Source organism: Agarivorans albus (genome assembly GCF_019670105.1).
Lineage (GTDB): Bacteria > Pseudomonadota > Gammaproteobacteria > Enterobacterales > Celerinatantimonadaceae > Agarivorans > Agarivorans albus.
The window spans coordinates 3,822,901-3,844,213 of record NZ_AP023032.1 but is presented as its reverse complement, the minus strand read 5'-3'; the positions used below and the strand labels follow the sequence as shown (position 1 = coordinate 3,844,213).

General features: G+C 45.4%; 13 protein-coding genes. 5 read left to right on the top strand and 8 right to left on the bottom strand.

From position 1 onward, the window contains the following. The first annotated feature begins 59 nt into the window (after positions 1–59). On the top strand, positions 60–2,111 hold the full coding sequence (locus tag K5620_RS17425; RefSeq protein ID WP_016401640.1) for a glycoside hydrolase family 16 protein: 2,052 nt from the start codon (positions 60–62) through the stop codon (positions 2,109–2,111). 77 nt (positions 2,112–2,188) lie between these two features. Here K5620_RS17425 and K5620_RS17420 read toward each other — a convergent pair whose 3' ends face one another. Next, entirely contained in the window at positions 2,189–3,781 is a 1,593-nt protein-coding gene (locus tag K5620_RS17420; RefSeq protein ID WP_246612297.1) for a glycoside hydrolase family 16 protein, read from the bottom strand. 531 nt (positions 3,782–4,312) lie between these two features. On the opposite strand from K5620_RS17420, the gene K5620_RS17415 reads away from it, so the two are divergent. Further along, a complete protein-coding gene (locus tag K5620_RS17415; RefSeq protein WP_040307137.1) occupies positions 4,313–5,326 on the top strand; it encodes a LacI family DNA-binding transcriptional regulator in 1,014 nt (337 codons plus the stop codon). A gap of 36 nt (positions 5,327–5,362) precedes the next feature. On the opposite strand, the gene K5620_RS17410 is transcribed toward K5620_RS17415, so the two are convergent. From K5620_RS17410 to K5620_RS17380, 7 genes are all read right to left on the bottom strand, one after another. Beyond that, on the bottom strand, positions 5,363–5,788 hold the full coding sequence (locus K5620_RS17410) for a WxcM-like protein (protein ID WP_040307117.1): 426 nt from the start codon (positions 5,786–5,788) through the stop codon (positions 5,363–5,365). Positions 5,789–5,803: 15 nt separating this feature from the next. Further along, a complete protein-coding gene (locus K5620_RS17405; protein ID WP_215426391.1) occupies positions 5,804–9,235 on the bottom strand; it encodes a hypothetical protein in 3,432 nt (1,143 codons plus the stop codon). A 65-nt stretch (positions 9,236–9,300) separates the two neighbouring features. Next, positions 9,301–10,284, bottom strand: coding sequence for an ABC transporter ATP-binding protein (locus tag K5620_RS17400; RefSeq protein ID WP_016401634.1), 984 nt, complete (start codon positions 10,282–10,284; stop codon positions 9,301–9,303). Continuing rightward, entirely contained in the window at positions 10,281–11,249 is a 969-nt protein-coding gene (locus K5620_RS17395; RefSeq protein ID WP_016401633.1) for an ABC transporter ATP-binding protein, read from the bottom strand. The genes K5620_RS17400 and K5620_RS17395 overlap by 4 nt, the downstream gene beginning before the upstream one ends. Next, positions 11,246–12,184, bottom strand: a complete 939-nt coding sequence (locus K5620_RS17390; RefSeq protein WP_016401632.1) for an ABC transporter permease — start codon at positions 12,182–12,184, stop codon at positions 11,246–11,248. The genes K5620_RS17395 and K5620_RS17390 overlap by 4 nt, the downstream gene beginning before the upstream one ends. A gap of 8 nt (positions 12,185–12,192) precedes the next feature. Continuing rightward, a complete protein-coding gene (locus K5620_RS17385; RefSeq protein WP_016401631.1) occupies positions 12,193–13,167 on the bottom strand; it encodes an ABC transporter permease in 975 nt (324 codons plus the stop codon). 48 nt (positions 13,168–13,215) lie between these two features. Further along, entirely contained in the window at positions 13,216–14,853 is a 1,638-nt protein-coding gene (locus tag K5620_RS17380; RefSeq protein ID WP_016401630.1) for an ABC transporter substrate-binding protein, read from the bottom strand. A gap of 555 nt (positions 14,854–15,408) precedes the next feature. Here K5620_RS17380 and K5620_RS17375 point away from each other — a divergent pair. The 3 genes from K5620_RS17375 to K5620_RS17365 all read left to right on the top strand — a co-directional run bounded on the left by K5620_RS17375 (position 15,409) and on the right by K5620_RS17365 (position 21,232). Then, entirely contained in the window at positions 15,409–17,721 is a 2,313-nt protein-coding gene (locus K5620_RS17375) for a hypothetical protein (protein WP_016401628.1), read from the top strand. A 126-nt stretch (positions 17,722–17,847) separates the two neighbouring features. Further along, positions 17,848–19,740, top strand: a complete 1,893-nt coding sequence (locus K5620_RS17370; RefSeq protein WP_016401627.1) for a glycoside hydrolase family 17 protein — start codon at positions 17,848–17,850, stop codon at positions 19,738–19,740. Between the two features lie 160 nt (positions 19,741–19,900). Continuing rightward, positions 19,901–21,232: a glycoside hydrolase family 16 protein gene (locus K5620_RS17365; RefSeq protein ID WP_016401626.1), complete on the top strand. Its 1,332-nt coding sequence runs from the start codon at positions 19,901–19,903 to the stop codon at positions 21,230–21,232. Positions 21,233–21,313: the final 81 nt, after the last annotated feature.

Below are 21,313 nucleotides of genomic sequence, written 5' to 3'. Positions count from 1 at the left end.
CTATACCAACAATGCTATAAAGAAAGCGCTTTCAAAATTAACAAGACAAGGATGACAAAATGAATGTTAAGTTTTGTTGTAAGGTGGCGGCGCTTCCTGTGCCGTTGTTGTTGCTAGCCTGCGGGTCTACAGAGCAGGCCAAACAATCTGAAGAAGCTTTATCTCAGCCAGTAGGTAGCCCGGCTGCGTATTGGCAATTGGTATGGAATGATGAGTTTGATGCTGATGAGATTGATCAGCGTAAGTGGAATGTAGAAGAGCATTGCTGGGGCGGCGGAGGTGCTAGTCAGCAATGTTATACCAAACGAAAAGCCAATATTCAGGTATCTGAAGGTAGCCTCAAACTGCTGGCAAAAAAGGGCAGTTTTACTGGGCCGAGCTTACCCAGTGGTGATAAACGAGTAACTAAAACACAAGCTTATACCTCGGCAAAACTGAGCACTAAAGGTAAGGTCGATTGGCGTTATGGTCGAGTTGAAGTGCGCGCAAAACTTCCACAAGGACAAGGTACTTGGCCTGCCATCTGGATGTTACCCTCTGAAGAAAAGTACGGACAATGGCCCGCATCTGGCGAGATTGATATTGTAGAGGCAGTAAACTTAAAAACGCCTAGCGATGCTAAGGGAGTTGATAGCTCTGCTTTAGAGGACCGTTTGTATGGCAGTTTGCATTATGGACGAGCGGTGCCTGAAAATTTACGTTCTGGAAAAGACTATCAGTTGCCTAATGGCATTAACCCGGCTGATGGTTTTCACACATACACAGTGGAGTGGGAAGAAGGAGAGATCCGCTGGTTTATTGATAATGTGCACTATGCAACTCAGCGACAGGATGAGTGGTATAGCCAATACCGCAACAATGGTCACTTGATTACCGCTGAAGGAGCTGCTCCTTTTGACCAAGCATTTTACTTAGGCTTGAATCTCGATGTTGGCGGCTCTTGGGCTGAAAACGCTAATGCCACAGGCGTAGATGGTGATGTTTTTCCGCAGGCATTAGAAGTGGACTTTGTGCGGGTATATCAGTGCACTGTGGAGCGAAGTAGTGGCAAAGGTTGCAATAGCGTACCGCAAGAAGCAAACCTAGTTGAAGGCTTTAGGCCTCCGATTACAGTAGCTGTGGATACGCAATTTGCAGAAGGGCCTCGATTTAGCTTATTTGATGATGAACTGGACTACAGCTTAATGTTGAACAGTTATGACCCAAGAAATGCGATGCGCTATCGACTAACTGCCGATCCTTACCGCGGGCAGGTGATTGAGATTAGTAAAGCAGGCAAAGCCGGTAATGTGCATTTGACCGCACCTGAAACCAACATGAACCATTGGCAGGAGGGTGGACAACTCATCTTTGATTTAAAGCTACTTAGTCATGCTAAAGGCGCTAAATTGTTGGTGAAAATGGATAGCGGCTGGCCTAATGCTAGCGATTATGAAGTAGAGTTACCAGCGCTAGATACGTGGACTGAAGTGAGGATAAACGTGGCAGATCTAGCCGCTCGTGGAAACAGCTTAGTGTCTGGCAAGTCGGTAGATTTGACCAAAGTGGTTAATCTGTTTGTTATCGAGCCAACAGCCAGTATGGATCTGCAAATTGACAAACTACGCTTTGAGTACCCTGAAGCAAGTTTGCCCTTTAACTTTAGCCAACGTGGCTTGGCTTACTACTTCTCAGATTTCGGCGGCAACAATAGTCAACTAATCCAAGATCCTAGCAAGCAGCGTAGCCGGGTTGCTCTCACTCGTAAATCAGCCAATGCGGCTGGTTGGGCGGGAACCAGCCTAGGAGAGGGAGCCGGTTTTAGCCAGGCTATCCAATTAGATGAGCTTAAGCCAACCATGAGCCTGTGGGTGTACTCTCCTGCTGCAGCAATCCCAGTAAGGTTAAAGATAACCGACAGTAAGCAGCCAGATAGTTTTGCCGAAGTTGAAGTGCTTACTCAAAGCCAAGGGCAGTGGGAGCAGCTAATATTTGACTTTAGCCAAGCCACGCCAAGTTGGCAGAGTGATACTCGCTACAACAAAGTGACTTTATTTTTTAACTACGGTGTACGCGGAGCAGAAGCTGGAGAACAAGTTTTCTACTGGGACCAACTGAAGGTAGGCAGCTAACATTGCTTGAATGCTATTAAGTAAAAAGGGGGGAGAAGCCTAAGCTTCTCCCCCCTTTTTTGTGCCAGTTTACATGGCTATTTTTTCTCAAATCGAATGTTATCTAATTTGAAGGTCATTTTGTCGCTTGGTTCAAATACCAATAGATTGCTGATTGCAGCAATATCAGCTTTCTTACCTGCTGCATGGCTATTTCCGCCAGCGAGAATATCTTTAATATTTAAGCGAACTTCTTTCCATTCACCCTCTGCTGGTAATGGTACTTCAACATCACTGGTGTGGGGCCAACCGCTATCGAGTTTCACCAGTAGTTTGGCGTTGCTGGCTTGCTCTTCAACTTTAATATCAAAGATGAGTTGGCCGCTTTCTAGCCAGTGGCTTAAATCGGTAAGAGGTGCTCTAAAGTAAATATTGCCGGCTCCACTGCTCTTACTCACTTTAATCACTTTACCGCGACTCGCTTCGTCAACTTCCGAATACTTAACTGTGTCTACCGGGTTGTAGCTTTCAAAGGCTAGAGACTTGTTTAGACTATCGCTGTAAATGTCTAATAGTGGGCCATCTGCATAGGCATCATCTACTGCCAAAATAGCTGGTGGTTTTACGCCAGCAACTAACACTGCATCGTCAGATCTTGCAGCACAACCTTTGCCTTTCCAGCGGTCCACGGTACAGCGATATACTTTTACTGAATCAATCGAGAAGGTTTGAGGGAAGATTGATTCATCAATGCCGCCTTCATTGGCCTTAGCTGCCCAGTTACCGCCTACGGCGAGGTTAAGCAGTAAGTGGAATTTTTGGTTAAACGGCGCTTCTGATTCTGCATTAACCAGCATGCCATCTTTCTCATATTGGCTATACCAGCCCTCGTGAGTTTGTGTTGCGTAGTGGTAGTTATCAACGTACCAGCGAATTTCACCTTCTTCCCACTCAATTGCATAGGTATGGTAATCATCTGCTGGGTTAGCACCATTCGGCAATTTTACACCTTGGCCTACGTGGGCGTTATCGGGCCACTTTTTACCAAAGTGTAGGGTGCCGTGAATGCGTGATTCAGGCTCGCCAATAGCGCCCGTTTCATCAGATTTAGCTTTTAGGTTGACTGCTTCCATGATGTCAATTTCACCCGATGCAGCCCAGCCGCCATATACCCAGTCGGACGGTAACATCCAAATAGCTGGCCAAGTCCCTTGACCCGATGGCAACTTAGCACGGATCTCAAAGCGACCGTATTTCCATTCTTTCTTGTTTAGGGTGCGTAAACGGGCAGAAGTAAACGGAAGGGTTTTGTTTAAGCCTTTTTTACCGTCGGGATTGTCAGGGCCGGTGAAGTTTCCTTTCTTGGCAACAATGTTAAGTTTGCCGTCTTCAACAAAGGCATTTACTTTGCGGTCGGTATAACACTGCTGTTCGTTGTTGCCGCCACCCCAACAGTTTTCTTCAAAGCCCCATTTGCGGGTATCAATTTCATCACCCTCAAACTCGTCGCTCCAAATCAGTTTCCATTTGTCACTTGGAGTAACCGGCTCGCCAGTAATTTGTTTGGCTGGTTTAGTTTGAACCAAGCCACTACTTCCGTCTGAAGAAGACGAAGTGGAACCACAAGCTGTAAGTGTGGTGGCTAGCGCTAGTGCTGAGAGTTTTCCAACAGAACTCGGCTTAATCATCATTATTCTTCCTTGCTAAGCTAAAATCATTTTGTAAGCGCTTTCTTTATAGCATTTGTGTGTATTGCTTTAAATATCGTCGTTTGGGATCTGCTTAATTGTCATTAATATTTGCGCATTGCTTCACAAAACCTAGTGTTTAAAGGGGGTTTGAGCGAGTTTGGCATAGTGTTGGTTTTGCTTGCTTAGTTGGCTTCGCAGCGTGAGTTGTTCTTTTTTGTTTGCCTTATTTAGCAAGCGCTTTCTTTTTGTTGGGTGTTCTGTAAGTGCAAAACCTTCTTTCGGCCGACTTATTCAGTAAACGTGTAGCTACACAAAGCGAGCAAACATGGGCGGTGATGCCACTTTGCTCTGTTTATAGTGTGATAGTATGTTGAAAATATGCGCGATTTTATTTTGTTAGCGTTTACTTTGTCGACTATATCGCCGTTTCCGCTCATATTACTAGCAAGCTGCGGCGATATTTAGTAAAAAGTAACATGCATTGCGCTATGCGCATGAGTAAAGCAGGTATTGAACAGTAGGGTTAATGAGTTGATAACAATAAAGGAAGTGTCTGAGCTGGCCAAAGTGTCTCAGGCCACTGTATCAAGAGCGATTAACGGTCACTCTTCAGTAAAGGAAAAAAATCGCGTTAAAGTGTTTAATGCGATAGAACAACTCGGCTATAAACCTAATACTTTCGCCCAGGCTTTAGCGTCTAATCGCTCAAACAGTATTGGCATGCTGGTGGGGAGTTTAGATGGTCCGTACTTTGGCCCCTTAATGCACAACACTGAAAACATTATTCGTGAAGAACGTCTGCACCTTATTGTTACCAGTGGCCAGGAATCTAAAACTAAAGAAGTCGATTCGATTGAGTTTTTGGCCTCGAAAAAGGTTGATGGATTGATCATCCACTCAGACAAGTTGTCAGACAACGAACTAATTAAGATTGCCGAAGATACGCCTGCATCGATTATCTTAAACCGCAATATTCCTGAGCTAGCAGGGCGCTGTATCTGGATTGATAATGAGCTTGGTGGTTATTTAGCCACCAAGCACTTAATCGATAACGGCCATACCAAGGTTGCCTGCATCACCGGGCAAATGAGTAAGGTGGAAAGTCGCGACCGCTTGCAGGGCTATCGCAATGCTTTAGCCGAGGCGGGCATAGCTTACGATGCAAACTTGGTAATTGAAGGTCGTTTTGATCACGAAGGCAACCACGAAACCGTGCACCGTTTAATGTCTCGCAATAAAGGTTTTACCGCTATTTTTTGTCAAAACGACAACATTGCTCTAGCTGTGTATAACGTATGCAGTGACGCCAAGCTAACCATTGGTGAAGATATTTCAATTGTTGGTTTTGATAACGACACTTATAGCCAGCACATTCGCCCTCGATTAACTACGGTGAGCTTTCCCATCGAACAGCTTAGTTACGAAGCGGCTCAAGGCGTACTGGCCTTAATTAATGACAGAGCGCACACGATAACTGAGAAACTAGCTCCAGAGTTAATCATTCGTAACTCAGTTAAGCAGTTGAATAGCGATAAAGCAGGGTAATCACTTAGCCAATAGCCTAAGTGATTAAACAGGATTTTAGCTGCCCCAAAGCTGGGCTTTTAGGTGGCTAAGTTGTTGCTGAATATCACCAGAAACGGTGATTTTAGGTGAGTTGTTATCGTTAGTATCTTGGTTTTCTACAATCAGCACTTTGGCGTCTTGGCTTAGTGTATGAGTGTGGTAAACCCCTTGCTTAATGTTGTAAAGCTTTCCGGCTTGCATGTCGGTTGCAACAATCTCTCCGAGCTTTCCTTGAGTGGTTTCGGCGCAAAATAGAATGCACTTTCCTTCAAGTAAAACAAACACTTCATCGGTTGCTAAGTGACACTGAAAGTTGTCGATGAGCTCAGTTTCGAGCTCATCAATGTAGTTTAATATGGCGACTCGCCAGGTCTGAAAATCCACGACGGGAGCATATCCCGCCGCGTTGTAATCAGACACCTCTACTAGGTGGCTGTTCACTGTTTTTCCTCTTGTTTAGCTCAGTAACATTTGGCTTGGCACCGAAACAAACACCTTGGCCACTTGTCCGCTACGTTCAAAGATTTGCTTACTGAGTTCTTCGCTCATCTCTAAGGACTCGCTTGACCACTGTTCACCATTTTTATAACTCACCACTAGCTGGCCTTGGCTTTGCTCAGTGCTGGCGTAAATAAACGGCACTTGGCAATAGGTAAAGGCTAATTGCTTAGCCTCTAGCGCTAGGCTTTGGGTATTGCCTTGTGGGTCAATGTATTGGTAATCATCGGCAGCACTTAAGAACTCGCTGCCTTTAAGCAGTGAAGGTTTGATGCTAATTTTGCCTTGTTCTACCAAAATACCCAGCTCGCCAAAGCGGGTTAGAATTTCTTCCTTCACTTGCCCTGTCATGCCTGGCTGCTGAGCTCCGGCTTGTTTAGGGGTATGTGAGTAAGGGTCGGTAGGGAAGGCGCCGTACACCTCTGGAGACTTGTTAAAGCCAATGCCCGCTCGTACTTTGTAGTAGTACTCAGCTAGTTGTTGAGTGGCTAAGGAGTGCGGGTCAAGTTTGTAGGCGGCAAAATAGTTCTCTTGCACCGCTAACAATAGCTTAGACACCATATGCCAGTAGATTGAACCTAGACCTTCATAGCCAAACATTGTGCCAGAGCGACCAGTAAAGGCTTGGTGGTTAAACACTTCTTCGTAAACGGCAAAGATGTCTTGCCAGGCTGAGTCGGCGACTTCTGGGTAATCTGCTTTGGCGACGCCAATAGCAGCGGTTAGCGCACCTGCATTCTCAAAATCAGCATTAAAGTGGTAGTGACCTTGGTTATCTTGCTCCACAATACGTGGGTCGTGCTTCTCAAGCATGGTTTGCAGTGCCGGGTTAGCCGCAACGCGCGCTGCTAAAATTCGGTTTTTATTGGCAAAGCCCGCTAAGTCGCGATCGGGATAAAGCATAAAGGTGTGCTGATCCGCGCGGTACATACTGCTGTTGTATAACTTATCGAGTAAGTGAACCGCTTCGTCTGGTGTGAGTACTCCAGCAGACAATACCGCAACTTGGCCTTCTAACATTGGGTAAAGGTAATCTACAGCCACTTCATCTTGTTTATAATTAATGATGTTATAAGCGTTGTACAAACCGTCGTTACGGTAGTTGCTGGCAATACTCTTATCCATAATCTCTAGGCTTGGAGCAAGTAGTGCTTGAATATCTGCTACATCTACGGTTACTTTGCCAGAGAAGCCATGTTGGTAAACATGTTGGCGGTAATCTGCTGCGGCCTTGGCCAAGTCACGTAATACTTGGTTACGTTGAGTTTCGTTTACTGGCGCAGCCGCGACTAGTTGGCTAGCCTCTTGTAAAATTTTACTGCTAGCACTTAACCACTCGGCGAGCTCTTTAGACATGGCGTATTGCTTGTTGTCGGCAAATAGTTTTTGCATAAAGGCCACATAACGACGCATGTAATAAAGGGTTACCATGGACAAGCCAGTACCCACAATCGCGTTGTTGGCATCGTTCCATTCTGGGCGTTGGGTATTTAACCAAATACCGCCGTCTAACACTAAGTTTCCTAGCTTAGCGAGTAGTGGAACCAATAGTTTTTCAGCCAAGTTTGCCAAGTAGACTTCTTGGTTTTGGTCAAGCAATAGGCGAGCATCGCTGCCCATTACGCTTTGGCGGCTTTCAATGATTTTCTGTTTGTTTTCGTTAAATTCAACGGTGTTTTTGGCGTCGGCAAAAATCGCTTCTGCTGAAGAGATCTCGTAAGGCACATTGGCGTAGCTAAAAATCTCTGTATCTAGCAGGGCTTTTAGCTCTGCAGGTTGGTATTTGTCTGATTGCTCCAAAAATTTAAGCAAATAGATAATCTGGTGATCACCCCAGTAACCAATGTTGCTCCATGGATCGTCAGATTCCAATAACTCCCAATCAACCCCTGCTTTGGTGATGCGGTAAGGATTGTAGCCGTCAATGGTCGAGGCATTCACAAACTTGGCAATAAAGCTCTTAATAAAGCTTGGGTAACTTACGCCTAGTGCTTCCCAGTTTTGGAAAATGTCACGCCAGTTACCTTGGTAAGACAATAAACGATTGCCTTGGTTATCTTTTAGCTTGATCTCGAAATGATTCCAAGGGCGGCTTGGGTCGCCGTGGCGACGGCCAAAAGTAAGCGGTAAGTACTCATGGCACAAACGCAATAATTGCGGGCTATTTTGTTTAGCCGCTAACGACAGTAGCTCGTCGTAGTTAATCTTAGCTGGCAAGCTATTTAAGAAGCTTGTTTGGTCTAGCGCTACTTGGGTATTGGCATTCTTTAGGGTTTTCACAAAATCTGCACTTTCAACCCAGTACTGGTCAACAACCACACCACCGCGCATGTTGTTAAACAATACGTTGGCGTAGTGGTGTACGCTGGTCTCATCTTCTGCGGTTTTCTGGTAAGCATCGCTGCCAGCCATAAGCTTAAGAAGCTCCTGATGGTTTTGTTCAATCGATGCCATAACCGCTTGCTCAAGTTGTTGCGGCTTGCTGATTTGCTGCTGCAACTCTGCTAACTGGGCGTGTGATTGGTCAACATCGGCGACAATGCTCCAGCTATCCTGAGTGGCGGCGGCAAGTGTTAGCTTTTTATGAATGAAATAAGAGCCCCTTACTCCACGTGTTAGTTGTTCGTCTTCTACTGAGCTGCCACGGCGAAATGCAGCTAACTGCTGGCTAGACAGCAGTATTGATTGGCAGTTTTCCGCTAGCGAGAATACGCTAGTTGCTAACAGTGATTCTGCAGGCTCTGCGCGGTCGCTCAATTTAGCGTATAAGCTGTAAGTGGCTAGGCTAGAGTTGGCTTCGCGCTCATTCCATTTGTAGGCGTCAAGTAGGGCGCTGCTGCCTTGCATAATTGAGAATGGCGTATTCGACGGCAGTAAGTTTTGAATGCCATCCACTAGCTCAATTTCACGTGTTTTATGAGTGGTGTTGGTGAGTGTTGCTTGACGAACAAAACCAAACTTTTCGCTGCTGCTCCATTGGTACTTAAAGCTTAAACCTAAATCAAAATTGAGCTCTTCAAAGATGATTTTGTCACCCGCAATATTTTTATAAATATTGCGACGCAATTGGTAGAAACTATCGTGGTGTTGATTGAAGGGTTCCCACTGTTGGATGCCTGCTTCGCTCGTTACTTTTACAATAGTTTTGCTGCCGGTGTTTTCAGCATTCTCATGAATATAATCTACTGATTTATAGGGAAACAAAGCGTTCTCTGGGCGAATGCGCCCTGCCGATAAACAACCGGTTGAAGAGATGAATAACCAATGGTCGCTGGCTGAAACCACACTGATAAAAAACGGGGCCATCTGATCGACGTTTTTGATTTGGTAGTATTTATCACCATCAATAGAGACAAACTCTCCGGTGATGTCTTTTGTTAATGTATCCATGTTTTCTTCTTTCATTAGCTTAAAATCCATGTAAGCGCTTACTTTGCAGCGCAAAAAAATTCTTGTTAAACGTTAAAGCAACGTATGAAGTGATCGTCGGCAATTTGAGTCACTTCTGGAAATGCTTGATTACACTTGTCCAAGGCATTTGGGCAACGCGCAGCAAATGGGCAACCCACTGAGTTAGGGTGCCACATAGGAATGTCTCCCTTTTTCGCACCTAGTTCACGGCGACCACTTTTACTTGCCTCTGGCACCGCCGACAGTAATAGCTTGGTGTAGGGGTGCTGGGGCGTTTGGGTTACTTTGTCACTGTTACCCCATTCCACCATGTGGCCTACGTACATAACAGCAGTCTTTTCTGCAAAGTAGCGTGCGGTAGCAATATCATGAGTGATGTACATGAAACTGATGCCACGTTTGTCTTTTAAATCGGCCATGAGGTTCAAAATGCCCAAGCGCACCGATACGTCTAACATCGAAATCGGCTCGTCAGCTAAGATAACTTCTGGGTCAACCGCTAGTGCGCGAGCAATAGCAACCCGTTGGCGTTGACCACCACTTAGCTCATGGGGGTATTTCTCGGCGGTTTCCACTACTGGCGAAAGGCCTACTAAATCGAGCAACTCGTAAACCTTATTGCGTAGTTCTTTTTTGCTGGCGCGTTTGTGAATTAGCAAGGGGCGAGCAATATGGTGGTAGATTGAATGCACTGGGTTAAGTGAGCCAAAGGGGTCTTGGAAGATCATTTGTACTTGGCGAGCATATTCTAGCGAACCATGTTGTTTTACAAACTCATCCAAAGGCAGGCCCTTAAATAGGATGTCACCGCCATTTTTCTCATAGATGCGTGTTAGCACCCGAGCACCGGTACTTTTACCGGAGCCAGACTCTCCAACAATCGCTAAGGCTTGGCCCTTTTTAAGCTCAAAAGATACATCGTTAACTGCCCGCATTAGGTTATTTGGGTTAGACGATAAACCAATGGGAAAGTCTTTAATTAAGTTTTCGACCGCAAGTACGGTTTGATTTTCGCTTACTACGCTCATTTTTGAACCTCCAAAATATGACAAGCAGCATGAACACCGCTAGCTTGTGCGCGCAAAATAGGTTCATCGCTTTTACAGTTTTCTACACAATCGTTACAGCGCGCTTGAAAGTTACAGCCGCTAGGTAATTTGAGCAGGTTTACCGGGTCGCCTGGGATCCCGTATAAGCGCTCTTTTGGCCCATGAATGGTTGGGAACGACGAAACCAAACCTTTGGTATAAGGGTGGCTAGGCTGGTTAAATACTGTTTTGGCGTCGCCAATTTCAATCAAGTTACCGGCGTACATAACTCCAATACGGTCGGCTATTTCGCCCATTAAGCTTAAGTCGTGGCTAATGAACAAAATCGAGAAGCCAAACTTCTCTTTTAGATCGTAAAGCTCATTAAGGATCTCTCGTTCAACCACTACGTCTAGAGCCGTGGTTGGTTCATCCATAATGATTAGCTTTGGCTCTAGCGCTAAGGCGATAGCGATAACGACACGTTGGCGCATGCCACCACTTAATTGGTGAGGGAAGCTTTTTAAGCGGTCGCCATGAATACCCACTACCGACAGCAACTCAGTGGCTTTTTCGTTAGCCTGTTTTAGACTGACTTGCTTGTGAGCCAAAATAACATCGATTAACTGCTCACCAATGGTGATTACTGGGTTAAGTGAGTTCATGGCACTTTGGAATACTACCGAGGTGTCATTCCAGCGAAATGCCCGTAGCTGTTTATCGTTCATTTTCAGCACGTCCTTGCCCTTATAAAGGATTTCTCCTTCAGGGATTAGCGCGGGTGCTTTATGTAAACGGGAAATCGCGAAGGCGAGGGTGCTTTTACCGCAACCCGACTCACCAGCTAGGCCAAGGGTCTCGCCTGGGGCAATGCTTAAACTTACATTGTTTACCGCGCGAGCAATGCCATTGGGTGAAACATAGTCAACGCTTAGGTTGTTAATCTCTAGTAATGCTTGGCTCATGCTAAACCTCGACGTTGATTGGCTGCTTTTTGCAGTTTTTTCCATACTTTTAGGTGCGGACCAGTTTTAAGTTTTGGATTACTTACTTGGTCAATTGACATGTTAATTAGCGCTAGCGCACCACCGGTAAAGGCTAGAGCTAAGGCTGGTACTAGCATCTCCCACCATGCGCCGGTGTAGAGAGAAGAAGAAACTTGCGCCCAGTAGAGCATAGAGCCCCAGCTAACTTCGGTGGCGTCGCCTAAACCTAATATGCCTAAACCGGCCTCAGAGCCCATGGCGTAAATCACCGTACCCAAAAAGCCACCAAATACGATAGAAACCAAGTTAGGAAGAATTTCCACTAAGATGATGCGCAGCTTGGATTCGCCCATTACCTCGGCCGAAATGATGAACTCTTTGTTTCGTATTGCCATGGTTTGGGCTCTGATAACCCTAGCGCCCCATGGCCAGGAGGTGACCCCCAGCAGCACGGTTATCACTAAGGAGCCCACTTGCCCAAGAAAGGCGGCTAATACAATCAATAAGGGCAGTTGCGGAAAAACCAAAAATACATTGGTGATGAAGTTTAACCATTCATCAATTTTGCCACCAAAGTAACCAGAACTAACGCCAACGGCTACCGCAATGCTCATGGCAATAATACCGGCAGTAATCGCAACCGTTAGTGATTTACGGGCGCCAAAAAGCACTTGGCTAAAAACGTCGCGGCCGTTACGGGTTGTGCCCATAATGTATTCGGCACTTGGCGCTTGGTGAGGTCTGGATACACGTTTTTGTGGATCGTGTGTTGCAATTGCTGGAGCAAATAGTGCACCGAGCAAAATAATTGTAGCTAGTAATCCGCCAATAATTGCCGGTGGATTACCATGAAAAAAGGCTAAACACTTGGCTAATACTTGGTGCCACTTAGCTGAGTTGTGATGATGTTCCATAGTAAAACCTACTTCGAAATACGGGGATCAAGCCAGACATACAACAAGTCGGCGATGAAGTTTGCAGTTAGTACCGCAGTAACAAGAATGAGCAAAATAGCCTGAATAAGTGGGTAGTCGCGCGCCACAATACCTTTAAGCAAGATGTTGCCTAAGCCTTGGTAGTTAAACACCACCTCGGTCATGATTGAGCCGGCAAATGAGAAACCAATGGCCATGGCTATAGCGGTAGCTACCGGTAAGATCGCGTTACGCCCAGCGTAGCGATACATTACCCGAAAGCTCGATAGACCTTTGGCTTCTGCCATCGTCACATAGTCTTCACCCAGCACATTAATCATGGCGTTACGCATGTTAAATACCCAGGTGGCAATGCCTACCACAACCATGGAGCCCATGGGTAATATGGCGTGTTTAAGTACGCTACCAATAAACTCCCAACTAAAAGCAGGGTCTAAGGTAGGGTCGTAGGTATAAGCCAGTGGCAGCAGCTCTAACTGCAAACCAAAAAAGTAGAACAGCAATAATGCAGTTACGATGTACGGGAAATTACTAATAAAGGCGAGTACCGGCGGAAATACCTGACCAAAAAAACCTTCACGTCGATAAGAAGCGTAGGTGCCAATTGATACCCCGATAATTAGCGCTACAATCAATGAACCTAGGGCTAGGAACATGGTCCACGGCAGGGCCATTCCTATCACTTCAGTTACTCCCACTGGGAACATTAATACTGAAGGACCTAAATCCAAGGTAAATACACTTTTAATGTAGGCAATGTATTGCTCAAAAACCGAGCCATCCATAAAACCATACATTTCTCTTACCGCGTCCATTTGCGCGGGATCCATTCTGCCTTGAGCTGCTGCAAATAATGCGTCAACTGGATCGCCTGGCATTAACCGGGGTAACAAAAAGTTAAAGGAGATGGCGATCAAGAAGGCTGTGAAGTAAAAGCCCAGTCGGCGTAATAAAAAACTCATAATATTTTCCAAAGTAAGAGAGCCAACCAGTGGCTCTCTACAGTTGTGTTACTTAAGGTGAAGATTGTTAATGATTAACACTCGTTTACCACCGTCGTACCATACTGGCTGTACATATGGGTTTTCTGCGTTTGGCCAACCAACAATTTTAGAGCTGTTGTATTGGAACCAAGTTGGATTAGAAAATAGCGGAATGAAAGGTAAGTTCTCTGCGCTAAATACTTGCAGCTGCTTGATGATGTCGGCCTGTTCTGCAGTGTCGTTAGTTTTGCCAAAGCCATCAATTAGGGCGTCAATTTCTGGTGAGTGAACACCATGACCACCATGCCACGTTTTACCAATGCGCGAACTTGAGTAGTAATCTTGGTAAGCCAAAATAGGGTGGGTAGCTACTAGCGACCAGTTAATCGACATTTTGTATTTACTGTCTTTTAGTGACGAGTCATACACTGCCCAATCAACGGTTTTCACATTGGCTTTAATGCCTACTTCTTCGAAGTATTCGGTAACCATTTGTACTACTTGGATCCAATCGGTCCAGCCGTTTACTACTTCAATATCAAACTCGATGCGCTTACCGTCTTTGGTTTGGCGGAAGCCATCGCCACTTTTATCTACATAGCCAGCTGCATCTAACATTTGGTTAGCTTTGTCTGGGTTGTAAGTGGTTAAGTCTTTGTACTTAGCGGTAACGTCGGCATCAATATAAGTGCTGTATAGTTCACCAATACCACCGGCATTAAAGTTAACCGTTGGGTAACCATAGGCCGCGATATCTACAATCGCTTCACGGTCTAAAGCCATTGATAAGGCTTTACGTAATTCTAAATCGCTAAAAGGCGCTTCTTTTGTATTTACGTATAAATGAATAGCATCGTTTGCTGGGTACCAGTAATGATGATTTTCTGGGCTTGCCGCAACAAATGTATTGTCGATGTCAGCAATAAAGTTGGAACCCCAGTCAATTTCGCCTTTCATTAAAGCTGGCTGAATTTGCGAGTTATCGTTGTAAGAGCGGTAGGTAATACAATCTAAGTGAGGCAAACCTTCTAAGTAATAGTTGGGGTTGCGGCACAACTCCATTTGCTGGGTTTTAATATACTTCACTTCGGTCATTGGACCGCTACCAATAGGGTTGGGGTTTGTGAAGGTGGTTAAGTCACTTACTTTACTCCACACTTTTTCTGGAATGATATGGTATTTCTCTAGGTTCCAGATAAAGGTTGAATCAGCCTGGTTTAACTTAAACTCTACCGTTGTATCATTCGTTGCTTCAATGCTAATTAGGTTGCCGTCGGTCCAAATACCACGTTGGTCAAATGCACCATTTTCTTTGGTCATGGTGAAGCTATAAGCTACATCTTTAGCAGTAAGAGGGCTGCCATCAGACCAGGTTAAACCATCACGAAGGGTGAGCTTAATGGTTTTAAGATCGTCGGAATATTCAGCTGATTTAGCCAGGCGCCACTCAGTTTTACCGGTCATATTGTTGAAAACCATTAATGGTTCAAACATCACTCCATGTAACAAGTCTTTAGAAGTATAAGGGTTGTAGTTTTCTACAAAACCAGTACCAATAATCGGTACGGTAAGGGTTCCGCCTTGTTTAAGATCGCTGGCTATTGCGCTTCCTGATGACAACATTAAACCGCAAATAATTGAAGATAAAACCGTTTTACTCTGCATTAGATAATCCTTTTTTATCGGCACTCTCGCTAGGTACGCTTTCTTATTAATCCTTAAGGTCCACACTATAAGTCTTAAGAGCCAAAAAGAAAGCGCTTTCTTTTGTGGCACTCTATTTTAGAATCGAAATGTAGGCAATCTAAAGGCGGTTATTTTTCTACTTGGGTCACATTTAGCTCGGTTTTTACCTAATTAGGGGTGTTTACGAGTGGAAAATACACTATTTCCTTGGGATTTAAGCCATGCGCGTTTGATCTTGATAAGCTTTTCATAGGATTTGTATTAACAATATTTTGAAAACGCTTACTTTTCGTGATGAGCCTCAATATTTTTAATTAAGCCTTGCGGTAACGCTGTACAGATTCCGTTAGCTGTTGTTTATTTATACGTGTAATGGCGATGTAGCATTGCGCTCTAAACAAATTCATGGACAAGAACACTGGCTGAAAAGTCATTTTTTTAGCAATAAAAAGTAAGCGCTTTCTTTTTTGAGAGCCAAAAATAATCCGTTTTTTAGTTAAAACATGATGTTAATAACTATCAAGGACACATGGAATGACAGTGACAAATAGCAAATTCAAACTGGCCAATACGGTATTAGCTGCCGCTTTGGCTCTTGCGTTAAGTGGTTGTGCTGACGAAGTAGTAAATGGCGAAACCCCCGCAAATCCAGTAGAGCCTACCGATCCGGTTGAGCCAACTGATCCAGTAGGCAACGACCTGCTGGTGTTTAATGATGCGATAAACCCTTATTGGCCTGCATGGGACTGCTGTGGTGGTACCACACCAACGAATCCAATTGAGCTTAGTGACTACGGCATGGTCACCGAGTTTGCGATTAATGCTCAGCCTGCGGTGTTAGGTTTTGTTCGTGATAGTGAACGTGGTGCTTTAGACGCGAGTGCAATGGAAAGCACCGGTACTTTGGAGTTTGACCTTAAAATGACAGCCAGCCCAGGTGATGTGAACTGGGCGGTAAAATTAGAAAGTAATGGCGGCATTCAAAATGACGCCGGTGGTGAAGAAGTTGAAATAATGATCACCGCGCCGGTGTTAGATACTTGGCAGCACGTTAGTGTGAACCTTGCAGACTTAGCGACCCAAGGTTTAGACCTAAGCAGCATTGATAACATCTTAATCTACCCAGCTTGGGGAGAAGGTGAAGGCGCAGTTTACCGCGTAGACAATGTAGAGTTTGTGGCAGACGGTAATACCACCGACCCTGTTGATCCGGTAGAACCAACTAACCCAGATGCTGACAGCGGAACAAAACTATCATTAGATTTACCCATGACAGATTTTGGTGGTGCGGTAACCGAGTTAGCCGCAGCTAATCCAGCCTTAAATGGCATTACCGCTTACAGCACTAGTGCTACGGTAATTAAAACTACCAAAGCAGCGGCTGCAGAAGACTGGGCTGGCACCACACTGGGCGATACGGCCACCTTAGCCATTACCCAAGATCGCAGCATTATAAGTGTGTGGGTGTATTCACCAGAATCGGGCGTACCAGTGCTGCTTAAAGTAGAGAATGCAGACGACGATACACAAACTGCCGAGGTACTTGTTTACACTACTGTGGCGGCTGCCTGGGAAAAACTTAGCTTCGACTTTACCAATGTTGCAGATGGTACCCAGCAACTTAATCCAGAATATACCTTTAACAAAAAATCAATTTTCTTCGACTTCTTAGTGGACGCCAGTGAAGACAAAATTTTTTACTGGGATGACGTGACCTTTGTAGAACAAGAAGACACGACTGACCCAGTTGACCCAGTTGACCCAGTTGACCCAGTTGACCCAGTTGACCCAGTTGACCCGCCTGAAGGTGACTCAGTGGTAATTTTCAATGATGCCGCTAACCCAAGTTGGATCGCCTGGGATTGTTGTGGCGGTACCACACCAGCCGTGGTGACCGATAGCGATGATAGCTATGGAGCAGCCACCGAGTTTGAAGTAGTTGGCGAACAGGTTAATGGCTTTAGTAGCCGTGCCGATCACGGCGCTACCAACGGAACGCCTATTGATGCGAGTGCTTGGGCAAACGGTGGGTCTATCTCGTTTGACTTGAAATTGACCGCTGAAGGTGGCGCAACCGATTGGAAGTTTAAAGTTGAATCAAACGGCGGAGCTAACTTCGCAGAACTGAGTTTAGCCGAGCTTCCAGAGCTAGATACTTGGAAGCACTACAGCTTTGACTTAGCGGAGTTACAAAATGCAGGACTAGATCCAAGCGCTATTGACGTAGTGATGATTTTTCCAGCATGGGGAACGGGCATCGGTTCTAAATACTTAGTCGACAACGTTCAAGTCTCTTCCACTGGCGGTACCGAAGCGCCAATCGCTGGTGATGACAACACGGTAACTATCGATGAAGGCATAGATTTCGAAACCAAAACACTAAGTTGGGAAGTATTTGAAAACGACGACAACCCAGTTATTGAGTTTGTTGCTAACCCTGATACCTCTGGCATTAACGGCTCTGCTACGGTAGCCAAAATTACCGCTCGCGCAGCGGGAGCACCATGGGCTGGCACAGTGACTCGATCAGTAGAAGGTTTTGAGCTTAACGCTAGCAACAGCACTGTGAAAATGATGGTTTATAAAGACAAAATCAGCGCAGTACGCCTTAAGTTAGCAGCGGCTAACCAATGGGGAGCAGAGATTCTTGCGAGCAATACTAAGGTGGGCGAATGGGAAGAGCTGACTTTTGATTTTAGTCAGCACCCAGAGTTTGCCGCGGCTGCTGCACAAGGAGATATGGTTGAAGTTGTGGTATTCCCAGACTTTGATGACCCCATCGTAGAGGTTCGCCCTGCTGATACTGTTATGTATTTCGACAACATCAGCTTTAGCGCTCAACCGTAAGCTTAGATTGCAGGGGCATTTTGCTAAGTGCCCCTGCATTTATCCGTCACCGAGAATGCGCTAAACGTATTCTCATTTTCAAGGAAGTATCAGGTTAATTGTTTCAATTTAACTGGTGGAAAAAAGATGAAAATATGTAGTTTAAAATCAATTTTGCTGGCCGCCATGTCGGTATTAGTGGTGGCTTGTGCCGATGAGCCCCTGAATGATTTGGGTGATCCGGGAACTGGCCCTGGAACTGGCACCGAGCTTGCTCCTCAACCTGGCCCTGGTAGCGTTTATCCTAGCGCTCTAAACGGCGATGTAATTTTGGGTAACCCCGATTACTTAGCGATTTCTTATGGTGCTTGGCGTTCAACAGTACGCGAAAGTGGCGTTAATGTACCTACGGTTGATATGCATAAAGAAGACATGCAAATTTTATCGGCCATGGGCATAAAAATGCTCCGCACCTACAATACTCAGGGTTTCATTGGCCTTGATGGTAAAAGCAATACCGAGAACCTATTACAAGCCATTGCCGAGCTAATGGCCGAAGATGAATCTTTTGAAATGTACGTGCAGTTAGGGGTATGGATTGATGCCCTAAACTCATGGACTGATCAACCAGTGATTCACGATCAAGAGAACCCTGAAAATGCTTTAGAAATGGCTAAAGCCAAAGAGCTTGCCTTAGCTTACCCAGAAATCATCAAAGTGATTGCGGTGGGTAATGAAGCAATGGTTAATTGGGCAGAATACCACGTGGTACCTGGCATTATCCTTGGTCACGTTAACGACTTACAGCAATGGAAATCTGAGAACCCTTCGGTAGCCAATATTTGGATTACCAGTTCTGATAACCATGCGGTATGGGCAGGCATCGACGACAGTGCCAACATTGGTGAACAAGCAGATCTTATCGCATTGATTGAAGCAGTAGACTATGTGTCTTTACATACCTACGCTCACCACGACACGCTTTACGACCCTACTTTTTCAGCCGATTGGAAAGTACCTGCCAGCGAGCAAGATTTAACCGTGCAGGAGCAAGTTGATTCAGCAATGGATAAAGCCTACTTGCATACCGTGTCACAAATTAAAGTGGCGCAAGACTTTATCAATACCATTGATTCGAGCAAGCAAATTCACATCGGTGAAACGGGCTGGTCTACGGTTTCAAATGAAAACTTTGGTGCCGGCGGCACTCAAGCTGCCGACGAGTACAAGCAAAAAGCATTTTATGATGCAATGCGTACTTTCTCCAACGATTTTGGTGCGTCACTGTTTTTCTTCCAAGCCTTTGACGAGCCATGGAAGGGCGATGAAAGCAACCCGGGCCACTCAGAAAAACACTTTGGCTTAATTGATATTGACGGCAATGTTAAGTACCTAGCTTGGGATAAAGTAGAGGCCTTAAACAGCGCTGGTTTAACCCGCGGTGATGTATCGTCGTTTACTGCTAGCTTTGGCGGTGACTTTGATACTTTAATGGCGACTATTTTACCACCTCCTTATGCACCTGTTGTTACCCCTCCTGAAGAAGGTGAGTTTGTAGTATTGAATACTGCCTTATACGAAGGTGCGGTTGCCTATGGTTGGGACAGCCCTGCTACCGCTTGGGCTGGCGTAGATGATGCCACTGGCGTATTAACCATTGCTTCAGATCCTGCTACTGCCAAAGATTGGGGTTGGGGAGCTGGCGTAGGTATTCCTGGACAAACTAGTAACCTTTCAAGCTCTACCCAAATCACTTTCGAAATTAAAGGCGATGCTGCTTATGGCTTCTACCTTGGTTTCCAAACAACGGCCTCGGGCGGCACTAATCATTGGGTTCGCTTTAACGATGGCCAAGGTTACACCCTAACTGACCAGTGGGTTGAACACACTATTAGCTTAAGCAGCTTCTCTAACTTTGCTGCTGCTGATCTTAGCGTGGTTAACTCACCGTTCACTATTGCGGATCTTTATGCTGAATCAGGTGGCAGTGCGCCAACCTTAAGCAACATAGAAATTCGTAACATTTCTTGGTTGGAGTAAAGCGCCTCTAACCATTAGCTAGCGTACCAGTCGTTAGCGCGTAAGCCAGAGGCGATGATTAAACCTGTTTGATCATCGCCTTTTTTATTTAGCCCTTTGCTCGGCTGCGATCTGCGTGGCTAGCAAAACGGCTCAGCTTAACTCAAGGATAGTAAGCAAGATGTTTTCTCAAGACGATGCAGTAAGCCGTTTTACAGTTGCTAAAAAAGCAACGCTGTTGGCTGGTTTGTTTTTTGCAGCTACTTCATCGGCGCAAGCCGGCTGGGAAGTACAGTGGATCGACACCTTTGATGGTAGCCGGGTAAATTGGAGCAATTGGACCGCTCAAACTCAAGCAAACTATAACAACGAAGTGCAATGTTATACCGACGATGATTACTCTGATGAGCGCAACTATGAGGTATCGGAAGGTAGCTTAAAAATTATCGCCCGCAAAAAGACTCAAAACTGTGCAACTTTAGGCGGTCAACAAAAAACCTGGACCTCAGGGCGCTTAAATTCAAAAGACAAACGAGAGTTTCTGTATGGTCGTATTGAATCGAGGATCCGTTTTCACAACCTAGAAGCGGGTACTTGGCCAGCGTTTTGGATGTTAGAAAACCGCATTGCCGAGCAGCCAATAAAGGGTGATGGCGATAATGTAAATTGGCCAAATGTTGGGGCAGGTGAAATAGATGTATGGGAATGGTTTTCTAATGAGCCAAATACCTATATTACCAACTTCTTTAATGTATCAGGCTGTGGTGAAGAGCATCGTTATACTTATCCAAACGGTGGTAGCGATGTATTAAATTGGCACAAATACGCCATGGAGTGGAGCGAAGACAAAATAGACTTTTACGTTGATGAGACCTTGGTAGTTAGCCAGAATATTAGTGGCTGCAACCAATATCAAGAGCCTATGTTTGTACTGCTTAATCTGGCTATGGGCGGCAATTTAGGTGGTTTTATCGATCCCAATTTAGCGCTTGCCACTATGGAAGTCGATTACATTGCCCATTGCCAATTTAGCGATAGCAGCGATGCTAGCTACTGTGATGAAAATGCGCCCCGTGCCGATGATTCTGAGCCTAGCGACAGTTTAGCCAGTGTTGAACTTAGCCTTACTCAAGCAGGTAATGATACCCGCTTAGTCGACCCTGCTGCCGGCATGGTTACGGTAACTGCCAATATTGAGCAGGGTGAAGAGCCACTCGACAATTACAGTTTGTATTGGCAAACCGATGAACTACCTAGTCCAATTATGCAGGGAACCACTTTGCAGTTTGACCCTGCGTCAATGCTTGATGGCAGCTACTCCCTGCAAGTAAGCCTAGAGCATAACGCTGATAGCCAACTTAGCACCCGCGATGGTTTAGATTTTACTGTGCAAGCAAGCAGTGAGCCTGTTGATGGTCAATCAGATGGTGATTCGGGTGGTGGCAGCTTTGGCTTAGCAACTTTGCTTGGTTTAGCTGGTCTGCTGGTTTTTCGTCGTAAACACTTCAAATAAGCGCTGATTTAAGCGCTATTTCATTTTTGGCTAAGCCTTTTTGCGCTTAGCCAAGCTTTACCTTTCGCCTTGCTGTCCCCA

What these genes read in the sequence shown, in the direction of transcription:
- K5620_RS17425 (WP_016401640.1), top strand. Translation starts at nt 60, where the DNA reads ATGAATGTTAAGTTTTGTTGTAAGGTGGCGGCGCTTCCTGTGCCGTTG.
- K5620_RS17420 (WP_246612297.1), bottom strand. Translation starts at nt 3,781, where the DNA reads ATGATGATTAAGCCGAGTTCTGTTGGAAAACTCTCAGCACTAGCGCTA.
- K5620_RS17405 (WP_215426391.1), bottom strand. Translation starts at nt 9,235, where the DNA reads ATGGATACATTAACAAAAGACATCACCGGAGAGTTTGTCTCTATTGAT.
- K5620_RS17400 (WP_016401634.1), bottom strand. Translation starts at nt 10,284, where the DNA reads ATGAGCGTAGTAAGCGAAAATCAAACCGTACTTGCGGTCGAAAACTTA.
- K5620_RS17395 (WP_016401633.1), bottom strand. Translation starts at nt 11,249, where the DNA reads ATGAGCCAAGCATTACTAGAGATTAACAACCTAAGCGTTGACTATGTT.
- K5620_RS17390 (WP_016401632.1), bottom strand. Translation starts at nt 12,184, where the DNA reads ATGGAACATCATCACAACTCAGCTAAGTGGCACCAAGTATTAGCCAAG.
- K5620_RS17385 (WP_016401631.1), bottom strand. Translation starts at nt 13,167, where the DNA reads ATGAGTTTTTTATTACGCCGACTGGGCTTTTACTTCACAGCCTTCTTG.
- K5620_RS17380 (WP_016401630.1), bottom strand. Translation starts at nt 14,853, where the DNA reads ATGCAGAGTAAAACGGTTTTATCTTCAATTATTTGCGGTTTAATGTTG.
- K5620_RS17375 (WP_016401628.1), top strand. Translation starts at nt 15,409, where the DNA reads ATGACAGTGACAAATAGCAAATTCAAACTGGCCAATACGGTATTAGCT.
- K5620_RS17370 (WP_016401627.1), top strand. Translation starts at nt 17,848, where the DNA reads ATGAAAATATGTAGTTTAAAATCAATTTTGCTGGCCGCCATGTCGGTA.
- K5620_RS17365 (WP_016401626.1), top strand. Translation starts at nt 19,901, where the DNA reads ATGTTTTCTCAAGACGATGCAGTAAGCCGTTTTACAGTTGCTAAAAAA.